This is a genomic window from Methyloligella halotolerans (assembly GCF_001708935.1).
GTDB classification, from domain to species: domain Bacteria; phylum Pseudomonadota; class Alphaproteobacteria; order Rhizobiales; family Methyloligellaceae; genus Methyloligella; species Methyloligella halotolerans.
The window spans coordinates 257,845-275,659 of the sequence record NZ_MASI01000004.1; the positions used below are offsets into that span (position 1 = coordinate 257,845).

A 17,815-nucleotide genomic window follows, 5' to 3' on the forward strand; every position below is an offset into this window, starting at 1 on the left:
GGGACCATGAGCGAGCGCTCATGCGGCGGGAAAAAGCGGGCCGTCTTACCTGTTGTGCTGGGAGCCCTGGCGGGCATTCCTCTTCTGGGGCTGGCGTATGTCGCTGCCGTCCCCGGCAATATGGTCGCTTTCCAGATCGAGTTGCTCTTGTCCGGCAAGGGATCGGTCAAGGCTCTCACCAACGCCATCACCGATGAAGCCAAGCGCCCGGAGCCCCTGGCCCCCGAAGCCATGGCGCTGTTCCGCAGCTTCGGCAAAGGTCCCCGCGCCGATCAGTATCTTGAAGTGGTCACCACCACCTACGCGCCCAAGAAGCCCATCGTGGCTGCGCTGCTGACCGGCGATGGCGGTCTCAAATCCGGCGCCCTGGTGAACACCGACGCCATCACCCGCAGCGCCAAGGCGGATCGCCTCAACCAGACCTTCAGCCAGGTCGCTCTCAAGGGACCCTTGAGCGACGGCCGCGGCACCGACATCTTCATGCGCCCGACCCTCGATGAAGAGGAGTTCGCCTTCGGCCGCAGCTATGACGGCATGGCGCTCCTGCAATGGGCCGTATTGAAGCCCCTCGAGGAGAAGGAAGAGGGCGTTTCCTACAAGGGCGAGACCGAAGCCGAATTCCGCGCCCGCGAGCGCCGCTGCCTCGCCACCGCCATCTATTTCGAAGCCCGTGGCGAGCCCGTACGCGGCCAGCTCGCCGTAGCGCAAGTCGTGATGAACCGGGTACGCAGCCCGAAATTCCCCGACACCGTCTGCGGCGTCGTCTATCAGGGCCAGTTCAAGAAGGGCTGCCAGTTCTCCTTCACTTGCGACGGCAAATCCGACAATCCGGATGATGACGACGAGTGGACCCTCGCTCAGGAACTTGCCGAGCAGGTCACGACCGATCAGGTGTGGCTGCCCGAGGTCGATTACTCGACCTTCTATCATGCCAACTACGTGCGTCCCCGCTGGGCGCGCAGCATGAACAAGATCGACAAGATCGGCGCGCATATCTTCTACAAGAAGCGCCACGAGGAGCCTTACGTCGTTACCGTGCCCCACGGCGACGTGCAGGTTGCCAGCGATGAGGAGATCAACAGCGTGTTCACGCCGTCCCTCGTCCACCAGGCCTCCGCCACGCCGACAACGTCGAGCCCGAACATCTCGCTCGTATCGTCTTCCGGTGGCGCGCCTAACGCCACTCCAGCGACAGGTCTAGGTTTCTCGGCGAGTGAGTGAGCGCGCCGACCGAAATGAAATCGACGCCGGTCTCGGCGATCCCGCGGACGGTCTCCAGGGTGACGCCGCCTGAAGCCTCCGTCTGAACCTTCGGCGCCCGCTCGCGAACCATCCGGACAGCCTCTTTCAGCGTCTCCGGATCCATATTGTCCAGCAGCACCGCGTCGATGGGTTGGGTCAGCGCCTCTTCCAGCTGATCCAGCCGGTCCACCTCAACCTCGATGCGCAATTTGCGCCCGGCTTTCTCTCCCAGATGGCGCTCGATTGCCGCCAGTGCAGGTTCGATACCGCCGGCCTCGGCAATATGGTTGTCCTTCACCAGCACCGCGTCGAACAGGCCGAAGCGGTGATTGCGTCCGCCGCCGGCCAGCACCGCGAACTTCTCCAGCGCCCGCAGACCGGGCGTCGTCTTCCGGGTATCGATGATCGTCGCGCCGGTCCCTTCCACCCGCTCCACGAACTGAGCGGTGAGGCTGGCGATTCCACTTAGCCGGCCCAGGAAATTCAGGGCGACCCGCTCGCCGGTGAGGATGGCCCGCGCCTTGCCGTGAATGTCGGCTACGCCGTCTCCGGCGGCGACCGCCTCGCCGTCCTCCACGATCGGGTTGAAGTGAAGCTCCGGATCAAAGGCCTTGAAGGCGGCCTCAGCCAGTTCGAGACCTGCGATCACGCCGTTCTCCCGCGCCACGATGCGGGCATTTCCCAGCGCGCTCTCCGGCACGATGGCATCGGTGGTGACGTCGCCCGCCTGCCCGAGATCTTCGGACAGCGCAAGCTTGACCAGCTGTGCGACCAGGGGCGGGGGGAGGGTGAGAGGAGATGTCATGGAAAGGTGCGGTGCGTCAGGCGCCTAAGCATGCAGCGCGGTGACAACGCCGGGACGCGCCTCTTCGCCGCCCACCGCGTCCCGTGCGACCGAATCCGCCTCCTCCAGGGTGAAGAAACTGCGCCTGGCCAGCGCCGGATTGGCTTCGGGGTAATCGCTGCGGAAATGCGCGCCGCGGCTCTCATGCCGGGCAAAAGCCGCCGCGGCAATCAGCTTCGCGGTGGTCAGCATATTCTTCAGGGGCCGGTCCGGATGGCTCCGCTCGAGCTCAGCGATAACGCGGAGAACCTCCCGCAGGGATTGCTCGTCCCGCACAACGCCGGCCTTTGCCGCCATGGTCTGGCGCAGCAGGCGAATGCGCCGCGTATCGTCCCGGGCCGCGGGCTCGTCATAGTCGAAGGCGGGCGCGGCATCGCCGCGGTAATTCTGCATGGTGGCCGAAACGTCCTCGGCAACCCGGGCACCGAACACGACCGCCTCGAGCAGCGAGTTCGACGCAAGCCGGTTGGCACCATGGGCGCCCGTAGAGGCAACCTCGCCGCACGCCCAAAGGCCGTCGACCGAGGTCCGCCCGTCGGCATCGGTCAGCACGCCGCCCATATGATAGTGCGCCGCAGGGGCCACCGGCACCGGCTCGACGGCCGGGTCGATCCCCGCTGCCAGACAGGAGGCGTGCACCGTGGGGAAACGCTTGGCGAGGGTCGCCCCGAATGGACGAAGATCGAGGAACGCGCCGGCCCCGCTTACCACCTGACGATGCACTGCGCGGGCCACGATATCCCGGGGCGCAAGCTCCGCATCGGGATGCACGCCGCGCATGAAGCGCTTACCGGACTTGTCGATCAGGTGAGCGCCTTCGCCGCGCAAGGCCTCCGTGGCCAGCGGCGCCGGGTCGGCACCGATGGCGAGCGCGGTCGGATGGAACTGGACGAACTCCGCATCGGCGATCACCGCACCGGCCCGCGCGGCCACCGCCACGCCTTCACCTTTCGATTGCGCCGGGTTCGTCGTCACCGCGTAGAGCTGTCCCGCGCCGCCTGTGGCGAGAACCACCGCGCGCGCAGGCAGGATACGGCGCTTCGGCCGGTTCTGATCCGCACTGTGCAGCGCGATGCCGGCCACGCGGCCGTCGCTGAGGAGGAGGTCCCCCGCGTTCCACCCATCCATAACCGTGATGGAGGGCGTGGCGCGCACCGCCTCGATCAGCGCTTGCATGATCGCCTTGCCCGCGGTGTCGCCCTTCACATGCAGGATACGCCGGCTGGTATGAGCCGCCTCCTGGCCAAGGGCGAGCTTGCCTTCGAGGTCGCGGTCGAACGGGACGCCGTATTCGAGAAGCTCCTCGACGCGCATCCGCGCTTCACGCGCCATCAGTTCCGCGATGCTGTCTTCCACGATGCCGGCGCCGGCTTCCACCGTGTCGGCCGCATGGGCTTCCGGCGAGTCGCCTTCGCCGACGGCTGCCGCGATTCCGGCCTGGGCCCAAAAGCTGGAGCCCCCTTCGCCGAACGGCGCGCCAGAGACGACGGTGACCGGCAAGGGTGCCAGCTTCAGCGCCGTGAACAAGCCGGCAAGCCCGGCCCCGACGACCACGATGCCGCCGTCGGTACCGCGGGCGCGAGTGCCCAATCTGCGCATTTCAGCATCGCTCATGAGAGGTCTCCTGCCGCAAAGCGCCTAGTTGTTGAGGTTGATCATGCGCTCGACCGCCCGGCGCGCTGGCTCCGCAACATCCTCGGGCACCGTGACCTCCTCTTTCAGGAAGATCAGGCTGTCGAGGATCTTCGGCAGGGTTATGCGCTTCATATGCGGGCAGAGATTGCACGGCCGCACGAACTCGACGCCGGGCGTCTCGACAGCGACGTTGTCGCTCATGGAGCACTCGGTCACCAGCAGCACCTTGCTCGGCTGGTTGTCCTGCACCCACTGGATCATGCCGCTCGTCGAACCGGTGAAGTCGGACTCGCCGATGACGTCCGGCGGACATTCGGGATGAGCAATGATCTTCACCCCCGGATCGGCTTCCCGATAGGCGCGCAGCTCCTCTGCCGTGAAGCGCTCGTGCACCTCGCAATGGCCCTTCCAGGTGATGATCTGGACGTCGGTCTTGCTGGCCACGTATTTCGCCAGGAACTCGTCGGGAATCAGGATCACCCGGTCCGTGCCCATGGACTCGACGACCTTCACCGCGTTGGACGAGGTGCAGCAAATATCGCACTCCGCCTTAACCTCGGCCGAGGTGTTCACATAGGTCACGATCGGTACGCCGGGATAGGCTTCCCGGAGCGCGCGGACATCGGCGCCCGTGATCGATTCCGCCAGCGAACAGCCTGCATTGCTGTCGGGAATCAGCACCGTCTTGTTGGGGTTCAGGAGCTTGGACGTCTCGGCCATGAAGTGCACGCCGCACTGCACGATCACGTCGGCATCCGCCTTCGCCGCCTCGCGGGCAAGCTGCAGGGAGTCGCCGACCACGTCGGCCACGCAATGGAAGATCTCCGGCGTCATGTAGTTATGCGCCAGAACCACCGCGTTCCGGTGCTTCTTCAGGTCGTTGATCGCCTTCACATAGGGGGCGAAGCCGGGCCATTCGATCGGCGGAATCACCCGCTTCACGCGCTCGTAGAGATGCGCGGTCTCGCGCTCCACTTCAGGCGTGTAGGCAAGCTCCGGGATCAAATGGTCAGGCAGCGGCGCACCCTCATACGGATTGAGAATCTCGTGGGAGTGCGTTTCCTGAGGTGTCCCCGCCATGGTCTGAACTCTCCGTTCGGTATGCCCTTGATTGATACGACCCATAATGGGATAGGTAATACTCATTATGAGTATATATAGGGCGTTAAATTACCGGCACAAGGTCTTCAGGCCCTGTGCCGGCGAAGGGCAGCACCTCCGCCGCCCCCCTGAATGGATATCTCACTTCGGACTATAAGAGCAGTTCGAACCGATTTCCAGAGGAACGGCGCAGGAAGGTTGGCAGGTCTAGCCGTCCGTCTTGTCTGCCTTCGTCAGCCGGATCAGCTTGCCGTCGGTCCCGTCGGTGAGCGCCCAAACGGCGCCATCGGGGCCTTGGCCGACATCGCGAATGCGGGACCCCATATCAAGCCGCTCCTCGCCGGTGATCTTGTCGCCGTCGAAGGTCAGCCGGATGATGGCGGAAGACGACATGCCTGCCAGCAGCGCATCGCCGTCCCACTCGGGAATCGCCTTGCCCGTATAGAAGGTGAAGCCCGAAGGCGAGATCACCGGGTTCCAGTATTTCACCGCGTCTTCGAACTCTGGATGGGTCGGCGGATTCGGGATTTTCGTGTCGTCGTAATTGTTGCCCCAGCTCACCACGGGCCAGCCGTAGTTCTTGCCGGCCTCCGGCTTGTTGATCTCGTCGCCGCCCTTGGGGCCGAGTTCGACGGTCCAGAGCTCGCCCGTGTCGGGCTTGATGGCGGCGCCCTGCACATTGCGGTGACCGTAGGACCAGATCTCCGGCAGTGCCTTGTCGTCGCCAACGAAAGGATTGTCGTCCGGCACGCTACCGTCCTTGTTGATGCGGATGACCTTGCCGAGGTCGGTCTTCAGATCCTGCGCCGGATCGAACTGGAAGCGCTCGCCCGTGGTGATGAACAGCTTGCCGTCCGGAGCGAACGCGAGGCGGGAGCCGAAATGGTTCGGTCCTTTGATCTTGGGCTTCTGACGGAAGATCACTTCAACGTCGGTGAGCTTGCCGTCCTTCAGCTTGCCCCGGGCCGCCGCCGTGCCGGCTTTGCCGTCTTTGCCGGGCTCCGCGTAGGTCAGATAGATGTAGTTGTTCGTCTCGAACTCGGGATCGAGCGCCACATCCAGCAGCCCGCCCTGACCGTTGGCCCAAACCTCCGGGACACCCTCGATGGGATCGGAGACCTTGCCGTCCTTGGAGACCTTCACCAGGTCGCCGTTCTTCTCGGTCACCAGCACCTCGCCGTCGGGCAGGAAGGCGAAGCCCCAGGGGCTCTTGAGCTGGGCGATGGTCTCGACCGCGATCGGACCGGCCTCGCTCTTCACCGTTTCGTTCAACGCGAGAGCCGGCTGGCTGAGGAGCAAAAGAGCGGCCAGCGCGCCCGCAAAATGGATCGGCTTCAATGACATATCGAACTCTCTAGAAAGAAATTTGTGGCCACCTGCCCAAAACGCCGCCGGTGCTCTTAAGTTCATGGACGACGGGTGTGGCCCTCGCGTGACGCAACGGAAGATATGCAATGACCGTGCAATCGTCGGATGAGATCGATCCGCTTGAGATCGAGGTGGGCGGCAGGGCCCTTCTGACGGAACCGCTGCTGAACAAGGGGCTCGCCTTCACCGTGGAGGAGCGCAGCGCATTCGGGCTGCATGGCCTGCTGCCGCCCCATATCGAGACCCTGGAGGAGCAGGTGGAGCGCCGCCTCATCGCGGTGCGGCGCTTGCGGACGAATGCGGAGCGGTACCACTTCCTCTCCGACTTGCAGGACGAGAACGAGACGCTCTTCTACGCCCTTATCACCTCCCATCTCTCCGAGATGCTGCCGATCATCTACACGCCCACGGTCGGCCAGGGCTGCCAGGAATTCAGCGATTATTGGCGTTACCCGCGCGGTCTTTTCCTCAGCCTTCCCTATAAGGACCGGATCGCCGAGATCCTGTCCCACCCGCGCTACGATCGTGTCGAGACCATCGTCGTCTCCGATGGCGAGCGGGTCCTGGGGCTCGGCGACCAAGGGGTTGGCGGCATGGGTATTCCGGTCGGAAAGCTCGCCCTCTACACCGCCTGCGGCGGACTCAACCCCGCCACGACGCTGCCAGTGTTCCTCGATGTCGGAACCGACAACCAGGCCAGGCTCGACGATCCGCTCTATATCGGCTGGCGGCACGCCCGGGTGCGTGGCCCGGAATACGACGCTTTCGTGGAGAGCTTCGTCTCGGCCTTGGAAGAGCGCTGGCCCAACGTGCTTCTGCAATGGGAGGATTTCGCCCGCGGCCAGGCGGGTACGCTGCTGAACCGCTATCGGGACCGGCTCCTCACCTTCAACGACGATATTCAGGGCACCGCGGCCGTGGCCGCCGGCACCTTGCTCGCCGCCATGCATGTCTCCGGCGTTGCGTTCAAGGACCAGCGCATCGTCATTGTTGGCGCCGGCTCTGCCGGGTGCGGCATCGCCAAGCTCATCCTGCACCAGATGGTCGAGTCCGGACTTTCCGAGGCGGAGGCCCGGCGGCGCTTCCATGCGGTCGATATCGACGGTCTGCTGGTGGAGGGGATGCCCGGCCTGTTGGATTTCCAGCAACCCTTCGCCCAGCCCCGGGAGGCGGTCGCGGATTGGAAGCGCAAAGGCGCCGGCAAGATCACCCTCGAAGACGTCGTCGCCAACGCCAAGCCCACTCTCATGATCGGCGTATCGGCCCAGCCGGGCATCTTCCACGAGGAGCTGGTGCGGACCATGGCGGCCAATGTCGACCGGCCGGTGATCATGCCCCTATCCAATCCGACCTCCCGCGCCGAGGCCATGCCCAAGGATCTCGTCGAATGGACCGACGGCCGCGTGATCACCTGCACCGGCAGCCCCTTCACGCCCGTCGAGTATGGAGGCCGGCTGCACGTCATCGACCAGACCAATAACGCCTATATCTTCCCGGGGCTCGGCCTCGGCGTTCTCGCCGTGGGGGCGCGGCGTGTCAGCGATGGCATGTTTGCCGCCGCGGCCCGTGCGCTTGCGGCCATTTCGCCGGCACGGAAGGACCCGCATGCGTCGCTTCTCCCGCCGACGGATTCTCTCAGGGATGTGGCGATCGCCATTGCCGCTGCCGTGGCCAAGCGCGCCCGCGATGAAGGTTTGTGCGATGCGTTCGAGGATGACGATCTGCCTCTGCTGCTCGCCAAGAAGCAGTGGCGCCCCGTCTATCGTCTTTACGTGAAGAAACCCGGCTATCGGCGCATCCCGCAACGGCCGGACCTTTAGCCCCGGGCGGCTTTGACGCGTAGGCCAGGCGCCGGACGCTCCAGCACCACCTCTCGGCGGAAGCGGTAGAGCCGCGCCGGCCGGCCGCCGGTTTGGGTCGAGACCCCGCCCGTCTGCTCAACCAGCCCGGCATTCTCCACGAGACGGCGGAAATTCTGCTTATGGAGCAGCGTGCCGGAGATCGCCTCCACCGTCTGCTGCAGGTCGAAGAGCGTGAACTCCGCCGGCAGCAGCTCGAAAACCACCGGGCGGTATTTCAGCTTGCCCCGCAGCCGGCTGATGGCCGTCGCCAGGATTCGCCGATGATCGAATTCCATGGGACGTCCGAGTTCTGGCAAGTCGGGCCAGTCGCTCGCGGCGATCCGGCCGTCGCGTTTCGCCTCCGTCACCAGACCGGCCTCGTAGAGCAGCTCGTAGCGCTCCAGCACCTTCTCCTCGTCCCACCCGCCGTCTCCGATGCCGAAGCCGATCTTGAGGCGTTCCTCGCGGCCAAGCGGGCGCACGGGGCGATCCGGCCGGGGCGGGCGCCTCGCCCATTCCTTCAGACGCGGCTCGATCTCATCGGTGAGGATCTTCGGCTTGCCCTTCCGCCAGTCTTCCCAGGGGAAATAGGCATACCAGGCGACCAGTGCGACCCGCGCAAATCCTCGACGGTGCCGCGGGTCAGGGCGAGGTAGCCGACCGAGAGCATGTGCGAGACCGCCTGGGCGGCCTCAGCATGGCGCCCGCGATCGCCGAACGTGTAGAGCTGCTCCACATAGCCGAGATCGAGACCGGTCTGTTCCTCCACCCAGCTCCGCAAGCCGATCTCCAGCGTGCGGTGCTCGCGCGGGCTGAACGGTCCGAAGGGCAGGGCATCGAATTCACCGGAGCCGACAGCGCCGGGGCGCACGACGAGGATCTGGGGCTGCTGCTCGCGCACCGTCACGATGGCGGCGTTCAGCCCGAGTTCGATATGGAGGTCGGGAGAGTGGGGGTCGTCGGAGTCGGGCGGAGGCGTAGAGGCAGCCATGGCTTACGCCGCGAGCTGAGCGTCGAGCCTGAAAACCCGTCCCTCGGCTGCGATCTCGCCATCGCCGATAGCTTCCACCGCCTCGATCATCCGGCCCTGGCGTTCCAGCAGGGCATCTGCCAAGGCGACCAGCCTGCGGTTCGGATAGGCTGTCGACGAGGCTTGGCGCAAAGCCTTCGCGATCTCGAATTCGCAGGCCTCCGGATTAAGCGAGCACAACACGATGAAGGCCGCGGCCGTCGATCGGCTGATCCCGGCCCAGCAATGGATGAGCAGCGGCGCCTCGCGTTCCCAGCTCTGGGCGAAGGCGATCAGCTCTTCCACGTGGTTCTGGCACGGCACGACGTAGCCGTGCTCCGGCTCGCTGACGTCGTTCATCGCGAGCTTCAGATGCCGGGCTGGCTCGATTCCAGCTGGCGTGTCGATCAACATGTCGTTGTTGATGAGGGTCACCACATGGCTCACCCCGGCATCCGCCACGGTTCCGGCCACCCGGCTCAGCGGCGAAACGTAGATGGTCTGCTTTATGACGCCGTCAGGTTGCAACTGCTCGCCCATTTCGAATCACCCTCTCGAACCGCTTCCTGCCCGTTTTTCATGGCAGAATGACGGTTTTTCCGCGCATCGCCAACGTAAAGCGGGAAAAAGTTGCTCAGATGTGAAGCTGGCCGAACCGCTTGAGAAAAAGCTTCTGAGCTTCGTCGGCCGGCAGGGGCTTCAGACGCTCGAGTTTCTTCCGCAGCGGCTCCGGAACGCCACGCGGGCTGCCGAAGAAACGGCGGGCCTCCGGCGCTTCGAAACCGGCCAGCACCGTCGCCTCGTAATAGGCCGCGATCCGGTCCCCGCGCTTCACCAGTTGTTCAATCCCTGCGGGTGGTTCCGGCGGCAGTCCGAACCGCAGATAGACCGCTGCCATGAGGCGGTGTTCGAACGCTTTGTAGTCGAAGTGCAGCGCCGCCTTGAACGGGCTGATCAGGTCGCCGATCACGTACTCGGCCGCGTCGTGAAGCAGCGCCGCGAGACGCCACTTCGGGTCCAGCGTCGGGCGGATCGCGCAGACAATCTCTTCCACCATCACGCTGTGCTGGGCGACTGAAAGCGCGTGCAGGCCCTCGGTCTGTCCGTTCCAGCGCGAAACCCGCGCAAGTCCATGAGCAATATCGGAAATTTCGATGTCGAGGGGCGAGGGGTCGAGCAAGTCGAGCCGCCGGCCGCTCAGCATCCGCTGCCAGGCGCGCGCCTTATTCGCAGAGGCGGGACTAGTCATGGCTCGCCGAGATCTTGGCCAACAGCCACGCCCCTTCTATCGGCTTCCGGAAAACTTGCAAAATCGATGTCGTGCAACTGGACGAAGAGAGCATAATATGCAGGGTAACTTTCCGCGAGGGGCCGCTCGTTCAATGCCGTCACAGGGAGCATGACACATGGCAAGAACCAAGCTGACCAGGTATTCGCTAGCGTATAATTCAACCAATAGTCGTTGGGAGCTTAAGAACGAATCCACGAAGGATGTGGTCAAGAAGTTCAAGACAAAAGCCGACGCGATCAAGGGCGGCGTGCTCGAGAAGGCCGTAAAAGAGGGATCGGTCCGGATCAAGAAGCGCGACGGCAAGATCCAGGAAGAGCGGACCTATCCGCGCAACCGGGATCCGAGGGGCTCCAAGGGTTAGTCAGTTTGGCGGGGCCCTCAGGGAGACGCCGCGGGCTGCAACGGCTACGGCGTGGGCTTCGCCAATTCTTCACATGCGGCATGGCGCGGGCACGACACCATGTGATCGTTCACCAGCCCCATGCTCTGCATCATGGCGTAAAGCGTGGTGGGGCCGCAAAAGCGGAACCCCCGCGCCTTTAGCGCCTTGGAGAGCGCACGGCTCTCCGCTGTCTCTGCCGGAACTTCGGAAAGCGAACGGAACCGGTTCTGGATGGGAGCTCCGTCGACGAAGCTCCAGATGAATTGGCTGAAGCCTTCCTTCCCATCGAGCTCCAGAAAGGCCTGGGCATTGCCGATGGCGGCTTCGATCTTCCCCCGATGACGGATAATCCCGGGATCGGCGACCAAGGCGTCCACCTTGTCCGGCCCGAAGCGAGCGACCTTTTCCGGATCGAAATTCTCGAACACCTCCCGGAAGCGCTCCCGCTTTCGCAGGATCGTGATCCAGGACAGCCCGGCCTGGAAACCTTCCAGCACCAGCTTCTCGAAAAGCGCCCGGGCATCGTGCTGGGGCACGCCCCACTCGTTGTCGTGATAGGCGATGTAGAGCGGATCGCTCCCGGCCCAGCCGCAGCGCGTTCCGTCTGCGGGGATCTCTTCGGTTCTCATGCCGTGGCGGCCTCGGTCGGCACCTCGAAGCTCGCCCAGTCGGGCTGAACCAGCCGGACGACGGTGCCGCCGCAGCACAAGCGCTCGCCTTTGGCAATCGCATCGGCCGCGCGGTCGAGCCGGATGAGCGCGAGGCCCCGGCTTCCACTCACGGAGGTCAGGTTGCCGAGCGAGCCGCCGTCTGCCTCTACTGCCGTGCCGGGCTCGGGCAGGGGCCCTTCACCGATCAGCGGCACGACGCGTTTCCGTGCCGTACCGCGATGCTGCATGCGGGAGACGACCTCCTGGCCGACGAAGCAGCCTTTGCGGAAATCGACGCCGTTCAGCTGATCGAACAGCGCTTCATGCGGGAAAGCCTGGCCGTACTCGAAGTCGTTCCCGCCGGCGGGAACGCCGAGCGCGATCCGCTCTGCGTCATACTCCGCCTCGTAGGTCTCGGGACACTCGATCGCGGCGAAAGCCTCTTCCGTGAGAAGCAGGCGCTCGCCCAGCGCGGCAAGACGCGGATCGGGAAACGCGACGATCTCCTCCGGCAGCGCGGGTGCCACGCCGAGCACCACGGCCGCCTTCAGTTCAGGCTTTGGCGTGATCTCCGCCTTGGCGCGCAGCTTGTAGAGCGTGAGCCGCTTCGTGAGGTCATCGGCCAGCTCGGCCGGGCAATCGATCAGATAGCCGCCCGCCCCGTCGCCGACGATCAAGAAGTCGAACAGGATCTTGCCTTGCGGCGTCAGCAATCCGGCATGGATGCCGAGCCCGTCGCCCGCCCGCTCCATCGAATTGGTTATGATGCCTTGGAGAAACTTCTCCGCCTCCGGTCCGGAGACGCCGATCACGGCGCGGTCGGCAAGTAGGATCTTCCGGCAATCGCTCATGGGCTAAAGCTCGTGGGACTAAAGATGGCTCAGGTCTTGAGATGGCTCCGCACCGGCATCTCTGCTAGCAAGGCTTCAGATGTATTGAAGCGCTGGAGCCGCCGCAAGGTGGCGCCGCCCCACGACGCTGAGGAGAGCGCCTTTCGTGAGCTACGACCTGCTGATCAAGAACGGAACCGTCGTCAATCATGCCGGCGAAACCCAGGCGGATATCGCGGTCGAGAACGGTCGCATCGCGGCTATCGGCAAGATCGACGACAGCGCCGCCGAAACCATCGACGCGACCGGGCTCCATATCTTGCCGGGCGCATCGATACCCAGGTCCACTTCCGCGAGCCCGGCGGCGAGCACAAGGAGGATCTGGCGAGCGGCAGCCGTTCTGCGGTCATGGGCGGTGTGACGGCCGTCTTCGAGATGCCCAACACGAAGCCCGAAACCACCACAGAAGAGGCCTTAAAGGACAAGATCGACCGGGCCTTGGGCCGCATGCATTGCGACTTCGCTTTCTATGTCGGAGCGACCCGGGAGAACGTGAACCAGCTCAGCCGTCTGGAGAAGTTGCCTGGCGCCGCAGGCATCAAGGTCTTCCTCGGCTCCTCGACGGGCGATCTCCTGGTGGATGACGAGGACGTCCTCGATCAGGTGCTGTCACAGATCACGCGGCGTGCAGCCTTCCATTCCGAACATGAAGGACGGCTGAAGTCGCGCCTCGACATTCGCCGCGAAGACGATCCCGCGAGCCACACCGAATGGCGGGATGCCGAAGCCGCGCTCAGCTCCACCACGGCACTGATCCGCGCGGCCCGGCGCGCCGGCAAGCGAATCCACGTGCTCCATGTGTCGACCGGCGCGGAGATGGAGCTGCTTGCGCTCCACAAGGACGTTGCGAGCGTCGAGGTCACGCCCCAGCATCTCCTCCTCGAAGCGGATGAGGCCTACGCGCGGCTCGGCACGAAAGCCCAGATGAACCCGCCGCTTCGCGATGCCGCCCATCAGCAGCTGATCTGGTGGGGCCTGGAGCAGGGCGTGGTCGACGTGCTCGGCTCCGATCACGCACCCCATACTCTTGAGGAGAAGGCGAAGCCGTACCCCGCATCGCCATCCGGCATGCCGGGCGTCCAGACCCTCGTCCCCGTCATGCTCGATCAGGTCAATCAAGGGAAGCTCAGCCTCGCCCGCTTCGTCGACCTCACCAGCGCAGGCGCCCAGCGTCTCTTCTCCATCGCGGGCAAGGGCCGCATCGCGGTCGGCTACGACGCCGACTTCACCATCGTCGATATGAAGCGTGAAGAGACCATCGAGGACGAGTGGGTCGCGAGCAAATGCTCCTGGACGCCCTTCGCCGGCCGCCGCGTGAAAGGCTGGCCCGTGGGCACCTTCATCCGCGGCTACAGGGCCATGTGGGAGGGTGAGCTGACCGAGCCCAAAGGCCGTCCGGTTCGCTTCGGCGAGGCTTTGCAGCCAGAGCGGGACGACTGACGCCGACCCGCTTACTTTTTGAAATAATGTAAAATTCCGCGATCCGAGATGCCGGCCCGGTGACCGGTATACTTGCCCGCCTTCATCATCTTCACCGCTTGTTTCGGCGGCACGATGCGGAACAGCTCCACCTGCTCGACAGGCGTGAGCTTGGTGAGATCGCGCTCGGCGAAATAGGGCCAGATATACATGACGCTGTCTTTGCGCTCGATCTTCACGAAGCCCGACGAGAACACGTTGAGGATGTCCGCCAGGATGTCCCGCCCCGATCCGTCGACCGACCGCTTCTTCCAATAGGCGATCGGGTCCGTGCTCGGCCCGTTCCGCACCATCGGTTTCAGCCCGTTCGATTCCAGGACCGGACGCATGGCTTCGAGATCGCCTGTCTGGGCAGCCTCGATAATCTGAGCCAGATTTTCCTGCACCCGCTGCGGCAGCGACGAGACGTCGAATTGCGGTTCCGGACCATTGTCCGCGGCTGCCCCGGTCTCGGCTTTTTCGCCTTCCGGCATCGGAAGCGGCGCGGTGCTCTGAGGCCGCACCTGTTCGTTGGCGGCGAGCAGGCGAGGGCGCGAATCCCCACCGTTTGCCGCGCTTCCCGTCACTGCAGCCGGCGCTGGGTCGTTGCCGTAGACAAGCATCGCGACGCCCGCTACCAATGCAAACACGGTCCCGATGAAGGTTTTTCCGAAGAGATTCATGCATCGCTCCTCAATGGGTGGATCGAATATCACACCCCGCACGGCAAATTCAGGGCGAGCCGAGCGGTCCTCGAACTTCCCTACAAACGAGGTCTAGACCGCCTTGGTTGCTGGCGCTCAAATTGTATTTTCCGGCATCCAGCTGGTTTTGGTCGGATTGGTCATCGGCATCCTTGTGGCTGCTCCCATGGGGCCGGTCAACGTGCTGGTCATTCAGCGCGCCGTCGCACGCGGCTTTTCCGGTGGGCTCGCAGCCGGCCTCGGCGCCGTGCTCGGCGATGGTCTGCTGGCTTTCATCGCCGCCTTCAGCCTGACCGCCGTGTCCGATTTGATGATGGCCTATTCCCAGTGGATCCAGATCATCGGCGGGCTGATCCTGCTGGCTTTCGGCATCGCGCTTTTCATGGCCCGGCCCGTTCTCGAGGTCGCGCCGGAGGATCGCTCGAGCCTGTCCAAGCATATGGGGATCATCCCCCAGACCTTCCTGCTGACGGTCAGCAATCCTGGCGCGATCCTCGGTATGCTCGCCATCTTCGGCGGCTTGGGATCGCTGATCGGGGGGCTGGAGACTTATCTCGAGGCGCTGATCGTCGTGGCCTCGGTGATGGGCGGAAGCCTGCTCTGGTGGCTCGGCCTGTCCGAGATCATCGCTCTGATCCGTCATCGGCTGACGGAAGAGCGGCTCCGAATCGTCAATCGGATTGCCGGCACGGTGCTGCTGGCGTTCGGCGTCGGACTGCTGGTGAAGGCTGCTATCGAAGCGCTTTAAGGCTCACGCGAAGGCGAGAGCGGCTTGGCCTGGGCTAGTGGGTGTTCCGCTTGACCGTGAACTCGCCATTGGTGACGCGGCGGGAAAGATTACCGGCCATCTTGGCGACGGCGTCCTCGCCATAGATCGAGATCAGATCCGCGAAGGCCGCGAACAGCGCGGCATTGGCGAGCATCTCCGGCTCGATCCCGTCGAGCAGCGCCTCTTCCCACGCATCGAGAATGTAGGACAGCGCGGCTTCCTTGTGATCGTCATCGGCAAGTCCGGCGACGCTCTCGTTGATTGATAACGTGCGATACAATTCGGCTTCTCCCTCGCGCGAAACGCGTATGTGTCATCGCTCACTAGCATGTGGCCAAGGGAGCTGCCGGTTAGAGTGACCAAACCGTTAACAAGTAAGGTTTACGCCGCGTCCCTCACTCGCGCGATTGCGCCGTGTCCCGGGTCTCTGCGGTGTCGTCGGATTCGGTTTCTTCTTCCGCTGCATCCGCATCCCGGCTGCCCGAAGGGTTCGCGAGGGCGAGCGCGATCTTCGCGCCTTCGTCTGTGAAGCGGTCGATGGCGGTGGTCGCCGACGGGTTGCAGTTGCGATAGGTGCGGCGGAAACCGCGATAGCCGTCGTTGAAGGAATTCACCAGCCGCGCCCGGCGCACCGCCGTGGTGCCCTCGCTTTTCACCAGCTCCTCCATCTGCTGACGCCACAGCTGGCCTTCGTCGGCGCCGCATAGCTCGCGCAGATAGTGGAGTGCCCCGAGGATCTCCGCGAGCCGCAGCAGCTTGTCGTCATAGGGCCGGTCGTCAGGCGGCGGGGGCGGAGGCGGAAGCTCCGCCTGCGGCTCGATGGGCGGAAGGTCGTTGCCCGGCGGCGGCGCAGGGGCCGGCTCCGGCGGCCGGGTGGGGCGGGAGCGTGGCTTGTCGTTGAACCATGGCGACCAGAAAAACTGGGCTTTGGCCGCAGGCATCCCCGCCGTCAGGCCCGTGGCGAGCCAGCAGCAGGCAGCAAGCGCGAGTATGTACGGTCTGGCCCGATTTCCCATCAGATTTGACTAGCGCTTCCCCGGAGGGAAATCCAGCCGAAGCGGGGGCTCTGGCGGACGAAGCTCGAGAACGGAAATAGACAGGTTGAGATGGGTTGCCCTGTGGAAAGGGCGCTAGCCCTTGTCGAACAGGGCGTCGATCGCGTCCTGGCCGCTCGCAGCCTGGTCGGCCTCATCTTCGGGCGAACCGCTGACCTCGCCGATGGCGATGGCATTGGCCGCATGTATCAGATCCCGCAGACGCATTGATCCCTCGAAGCAGAGCTCGGTCAGCGCATCCCGGTCGCCCTGGACCAACTGCAGCTGAACCCTCTCCACGAGGATTCCGGCCTGCGTATGAAGCCGGGCGACGGCGGCATCGAATGCGCGCCGGATATCTTGCGGCGCCCGGTGATAGGCCGCGATGGCCAGATTCTTGTCCCGGAAGCCCGAAGCGGTGAAATGCTCTTCGTATGTGATGGGCCGCCAGCCGGAGAGATCCTCGGCGAACTCCTCGGGCTCCGACGCGACCGCCTCAAGAAGCATGACCAACTCGTGGAAATGATTCAGGTAATCGCTGGCGAGCAGAGTGGCTTCATTGATGTTGGTGCCGGGGATATGGGACCGGAAGTGGTTCACCATGGCCGACCGGAAGGCCGCAACGATGTCTTCGCGGCTCACCTCTCGTTCAAGGTCGACCTCGTCAGGCTTGTCATCCGTCGGTCGACGCCCCAACATTCCTGTTTCTCGCTTTAGCCCCATCACGAGAGCAGTCTTCGCGTAACAGGGTTACCAAAGGGTTACGGTCCCGCCCAACCATGTGTTCTCGCTACACTTTATCGGCTCCGCCCGACGCGGTGCGTGCATTTTTCGCCTATAGAGAGCAACCGAACTTTCCTGCACGTTATAATATCGCCCCGACGCAGCCGGTACCGGTGGTGATTCGCGGCGACGACGGCAGCCCGCAATTCGTGCTCATGCGCTGGGGTTTCATCCCGGCCTATGTGAAAGGCGACGAGCGTCCGCCCGTGCTGATCAACGCGCGCAGCGAGACCGTGGCCGAGAAGCCGGCCTTCCGCGCGGCTTTCAAGCGGCGCCGCTGCCTGCTTCCGGCAGACGGGTTCTACGAATGGACCGGGCCGAAGGGGGCAAAGCGTCCGTTCCTGCTGGATCGGCTCGATGGCGGCCTGTTCGGCTTTGCCGGGATTTGGGAATGCTGGCAGGACCGCAAGAACGGTGGCGAGATCGACACGGTGGCGATCCTGACCTGCGGCGCGAACACTGTCGTGGGCCGTCTCCACGACCGCATGCCCGTCATCCTCCAGCCGGAGCAGTTCGAGACGTGGCTCGGCGGCGAGGAGACCGACCTTGGCGACGCGAGCGCCTGATGCGTCCGGCGGCCGAAGACGTTCTGCAGGCGACGGAGATGGATCCGAGGATCAACAACTCGAAGATCGACGAGCCTGGCATCCAGCAGCCGGTCCAGCCCGCGCTCCTTTAGGTCCGGCATTCGCCCCTTCTTGGCGTCATCCCGGCGAAAACCGGGATCCCGTAAACAGCGAAGGCGCGGCTGCAACTCGCTTCATGGCCTCCATGGTTCGAGACGCGAGCTGCCCTAGCCCTCACCATGGGGGAT

17 protein-coding genes and 2 pseudogenes are annotated in these 17,815 nt (G+C 64.3%); 6 read left to right on the forward strand and 13 right to left on the reverse strand.

Annotated features, from left to right (window positions below; genetic code table 11):
- The first annotated feature begins 6 nt into the window (after nt 1-6).
- Entirely contained in the window at nt 7-1,221 is a 1,215-nt protein-coding gene (locus A7A08_RS09660) for a cell wall hydrolase (RefSeq protein WP_083226636.1), read from the forward strand.
- Here A7A08_RS09660 and nadC read toward each other — a convergent pair.
- The 4 genes from nadC to A7A08_RS09680 all read right to left on the reverse strand — a co-directional run bounded on the left by nadC (nt 1,175) and on the right by A7A08_RS09680 (nt 6,166).
- On the reverse strand, nt 1,175-2,047 hold the full coding sequence (gene nadC / locus A7A08_RS09665) for a carboxylating nicotinate-nucleotide diphosphorylase (RefSeq protein WP_069095265.1): 873 nt from the start codon (nt 2,045-2,047) through the stop codon (nt 1,175-1,177). The genes A7A08_RS09660 and nadC overlap by 47 nt on opposite strands.
- Nucleotides 2,048-2,071: 24 nt before the next feature.
- Nucleotides 2,072-3,700 carry an L-aspartate oxidase gene (locus tag A7A08_RS09670; RefSeq protein WP_083226637.1) on the reverse strand — a complete coding sequence of 543 codons (1,629 nt, stop codon included), beginning with the start codon at nt 3,698-3,700 and terminating at the stop codon, nt 2,072-2,074.
- A 24-nt stretch (nt 3,701-3,724) separates the two neighbouring features.
- Nucleotides 3,725-4,801 (reverse strand): quinolinate synthase NadA, encoded by a 1,077-nt coding sequence (nadA, locus tag A7A08_RS09675; protein WP_069095266.1) that lies wholly within the window; start codon nt 4,799-4,801, stop codon nt 3,725-3,727.
- Between the two features lie 228 nt (nt 4,802-5,029).
- Nucleotides 5,030-6,166, reverse strand: coding sequence for a PQQ-dependent sugar dehydrogenase (locus A7A08_RS09680; RefSeq protein ID WP_069095267.1), 1,137 nt, complete (start codon nt 6,164-6,166; stop codon nt 5,030-5,032).
- 110 nt (nt 6,167-6,276) lie between these two features.
- Here A7A08_RS09680 and A7A08_RS09685 point away from each other — a divergent pair, with 110 nt between their 5' ends.
- Complete coding sequence (locus A7A08_RS09685; protein ID WP_069095268.1) at nt 6,277-8,010, forward strand: NAD-dependent malic enzyme; 1,734 nt, start codon at nt 6,277-6,279, stop codon at nt 8,008-8,010.
- Here A7A08_RS09685 and A7A08_RS17620 read toward each other — a convergent pair.
- The 3 genes and pseudogenes from A7A08_RS17620 to A7A08_RS09700 all read right to left on the reverse strand — a co-directional run bounded on the left by A7A08_RS17620 (nt 8,007) and on the right by A7A08_RS09700 (nt 10,289).
- Nucleotides 8,007-9,022, reverse strand: a pseudogene (locus tag A7A08_RS17620) (NUDIX hydrolase). The gene A7A08_RS09685 and the pseudogene A7A08_RS17620 overlap by 4 nt on opposite strands.
- Before the next feature lie 3 nt (nt 9,023-9,025).
- Complete coding sequence (locus tag A7A08_RS09695) at nt 9,026-9,580, reverse strand: tyrosine phosphatase family protein (RefSeq protein WP_069095269.1); 555 nt, start codon at nt 9,578-9,580, stop codon at nt 9,026-9,028.
- 94 nt (nt 9,581-9,674) lie between these two features.
- On the reverse strand, nt 9,675-10,289 hold the full coding sequence (locus A7A08_RS09700) for an HD domain-containing protein (protein ID WP_069095270.1): 615 nt from the start codon (nt 10,287-10,289) through the stop codon (nt 9,675-9,677).
- Between the two features lie 157 nt (nt 10,290-10,446).
- On the opposite strand from A7A08_RS09700, the gene A7A08_RS09705 reads away from it, so the two are divergent.
- The gene (locus A7A08_RS09705; protein WP_069095271.1) at nt 10,447-10,692 is read left to right on the forward strand and encodes a DUF2188 domain-containing protein; all 246 of its coding nucleotides are present in this window, start codon (nt 10,447-10,449) and stop codon (nt 10,690-10,692) included.
- A 44-nt stretch (nt 10,693-10,736) separates the two neighbouring features.
- Here the strand turns inward: A7A08_RS09705 and A7A08_RS09710 are convergent, their stop codons facing one another.
- Both A7A08_RS09710 and ygfZ read right to left on the reverse strand, forming a co-directional pair.
- Complete coding sequence (locus A7A08_RS09710) at nt 10,737-11,342, reverse strand: DNA-3-methyladenine glycosylase I (RefSeq protein ID WP_069095272.1); 606 nt, start codon at nt 11,340-11,342, stop codon at nt 10,737-10,739.
- A complete protein-coding gene (gene ygfZ, locus A7A08_RS09715; RefSeq protein WP_069095273.1) occupies nt 11,339-12,214 on the reverse strand; it encodes a CAF17-like 4Fe-4S cluster assembly/insertion protein YgfZ in 876 nt (291 codons plus the stop codon). The genes A7A08_RS09710 and ygfZ overlap by 4 nt, the downstream gene beginning before the upstream one ends.
- A gap of 145 nt (nt 12,215-12,359) precedes the next feature.
- Between ygfZ and A7A08_RS09720 the strand changes: the two are divergent.
- Nucleotides 12,360-13,693 (forward strand): annotated as a pseudogene (locus tag A7A08_RS09720) (dihydroorotase).
- 11 nt (nt 13,694-13,704) lie between these two features.
- On the opposite strand, the gene A7A08_RS09725 reads toward A7A08_RS09720, so the two are convergent.
- Nucleotides 13,705-14,394: a hypothetical protein gene (locus A7A08_RS09725; RefSeq protein WP_069095274.1), complete on the reverse strand. Its 690-nt coding sequence runs from the start codon at nt 14,392-14,394 to the stop codon at nt 13,705-13,707.
- A gap of 148 nt (nt 14,395-14,542) precedes the next feature.
- Here A7A08_RS09725 and A7A08_RS09730 point away from each other — a divergent pair, with 148 nt between their 5' ends.
- Nucleotides 14,543-15,163 carry a LysE family translocator gene (locus tag A7A08_RS09730; protein WP_245290868.1) on the forward strand — a complete coding sequence of 207 codons (621 nt, stop codon included), beginning with the start codon at nt 14,543-14,545 and terminating at the stop codon, nt 15,161-15,163.
- Nucleotides 15,164-15,197: 34 nt separating this feature from the next.
- Here the strand turns inward: A7A08_RS09730 and A7A08_RS09735 are convergent, their stop codons facing one another.
- From A7A08_RS09735 to A7A08_RS09745, 3 genes are all read right to left on the reverse strand, one after another.
- Nucleotides 15,198-15,464, reverse strand: coding sequence for a hypothetical protein (locus A7A08_RS09735; RefSeq protein WP_069095275.1), 267 nt, complete (start codon nt 15,462-15,464; stop codon nt 15,198-15,200).
- A 115-nt stretch (nt 15,465-15,579) separates the two neighbouring features.
- Nucleotides 15,580-16,125 (reverse strand): TIGR02301 family protein, encoded by a 546-nt coding sequence (locus A7A08_RS09740; protein WP_083226648.1) that lies wholly within the window; start codon nt 16,123-16,125, stop codon nt 15,580-15,582.
- Nucleotides 16,126-16,314: 189 nt separating this feature from the next.
- Nucleotides 16,315-16,917 (reverse strand): hypothetical protein, encoded by a 603-nt coding sequence (locus A7A08_RS09745; RefSeq protein WP_083226638.1) that lies wholly within the window; start codon nt 16,915-16,917, stop codon nt 16,315-16,317.
- An 80-nt stretch (nt 16,918-16,997) separates the two neighbouring features.
- On the opposite strand from A7A08_RS09745, the gene A7A08_RS09750 reads away from it, so the two are divergent.
- Nucleotides 16,998-17,567 carry an SOS response-associated peptidase gene (locus A7A08_RS09750; RefSeq protein ID WP_083226639.1) on the forward strand — a complete coding sequence of 190 codons (570 nt, stop codon included), beginning with the start codon at nt 16,998-17,000 and terminating at the stop codon, nt 17,565-17,567.
- The last annotated feature ends 248 nt before the right edge of the window (nt 17,568-17,815 follow it).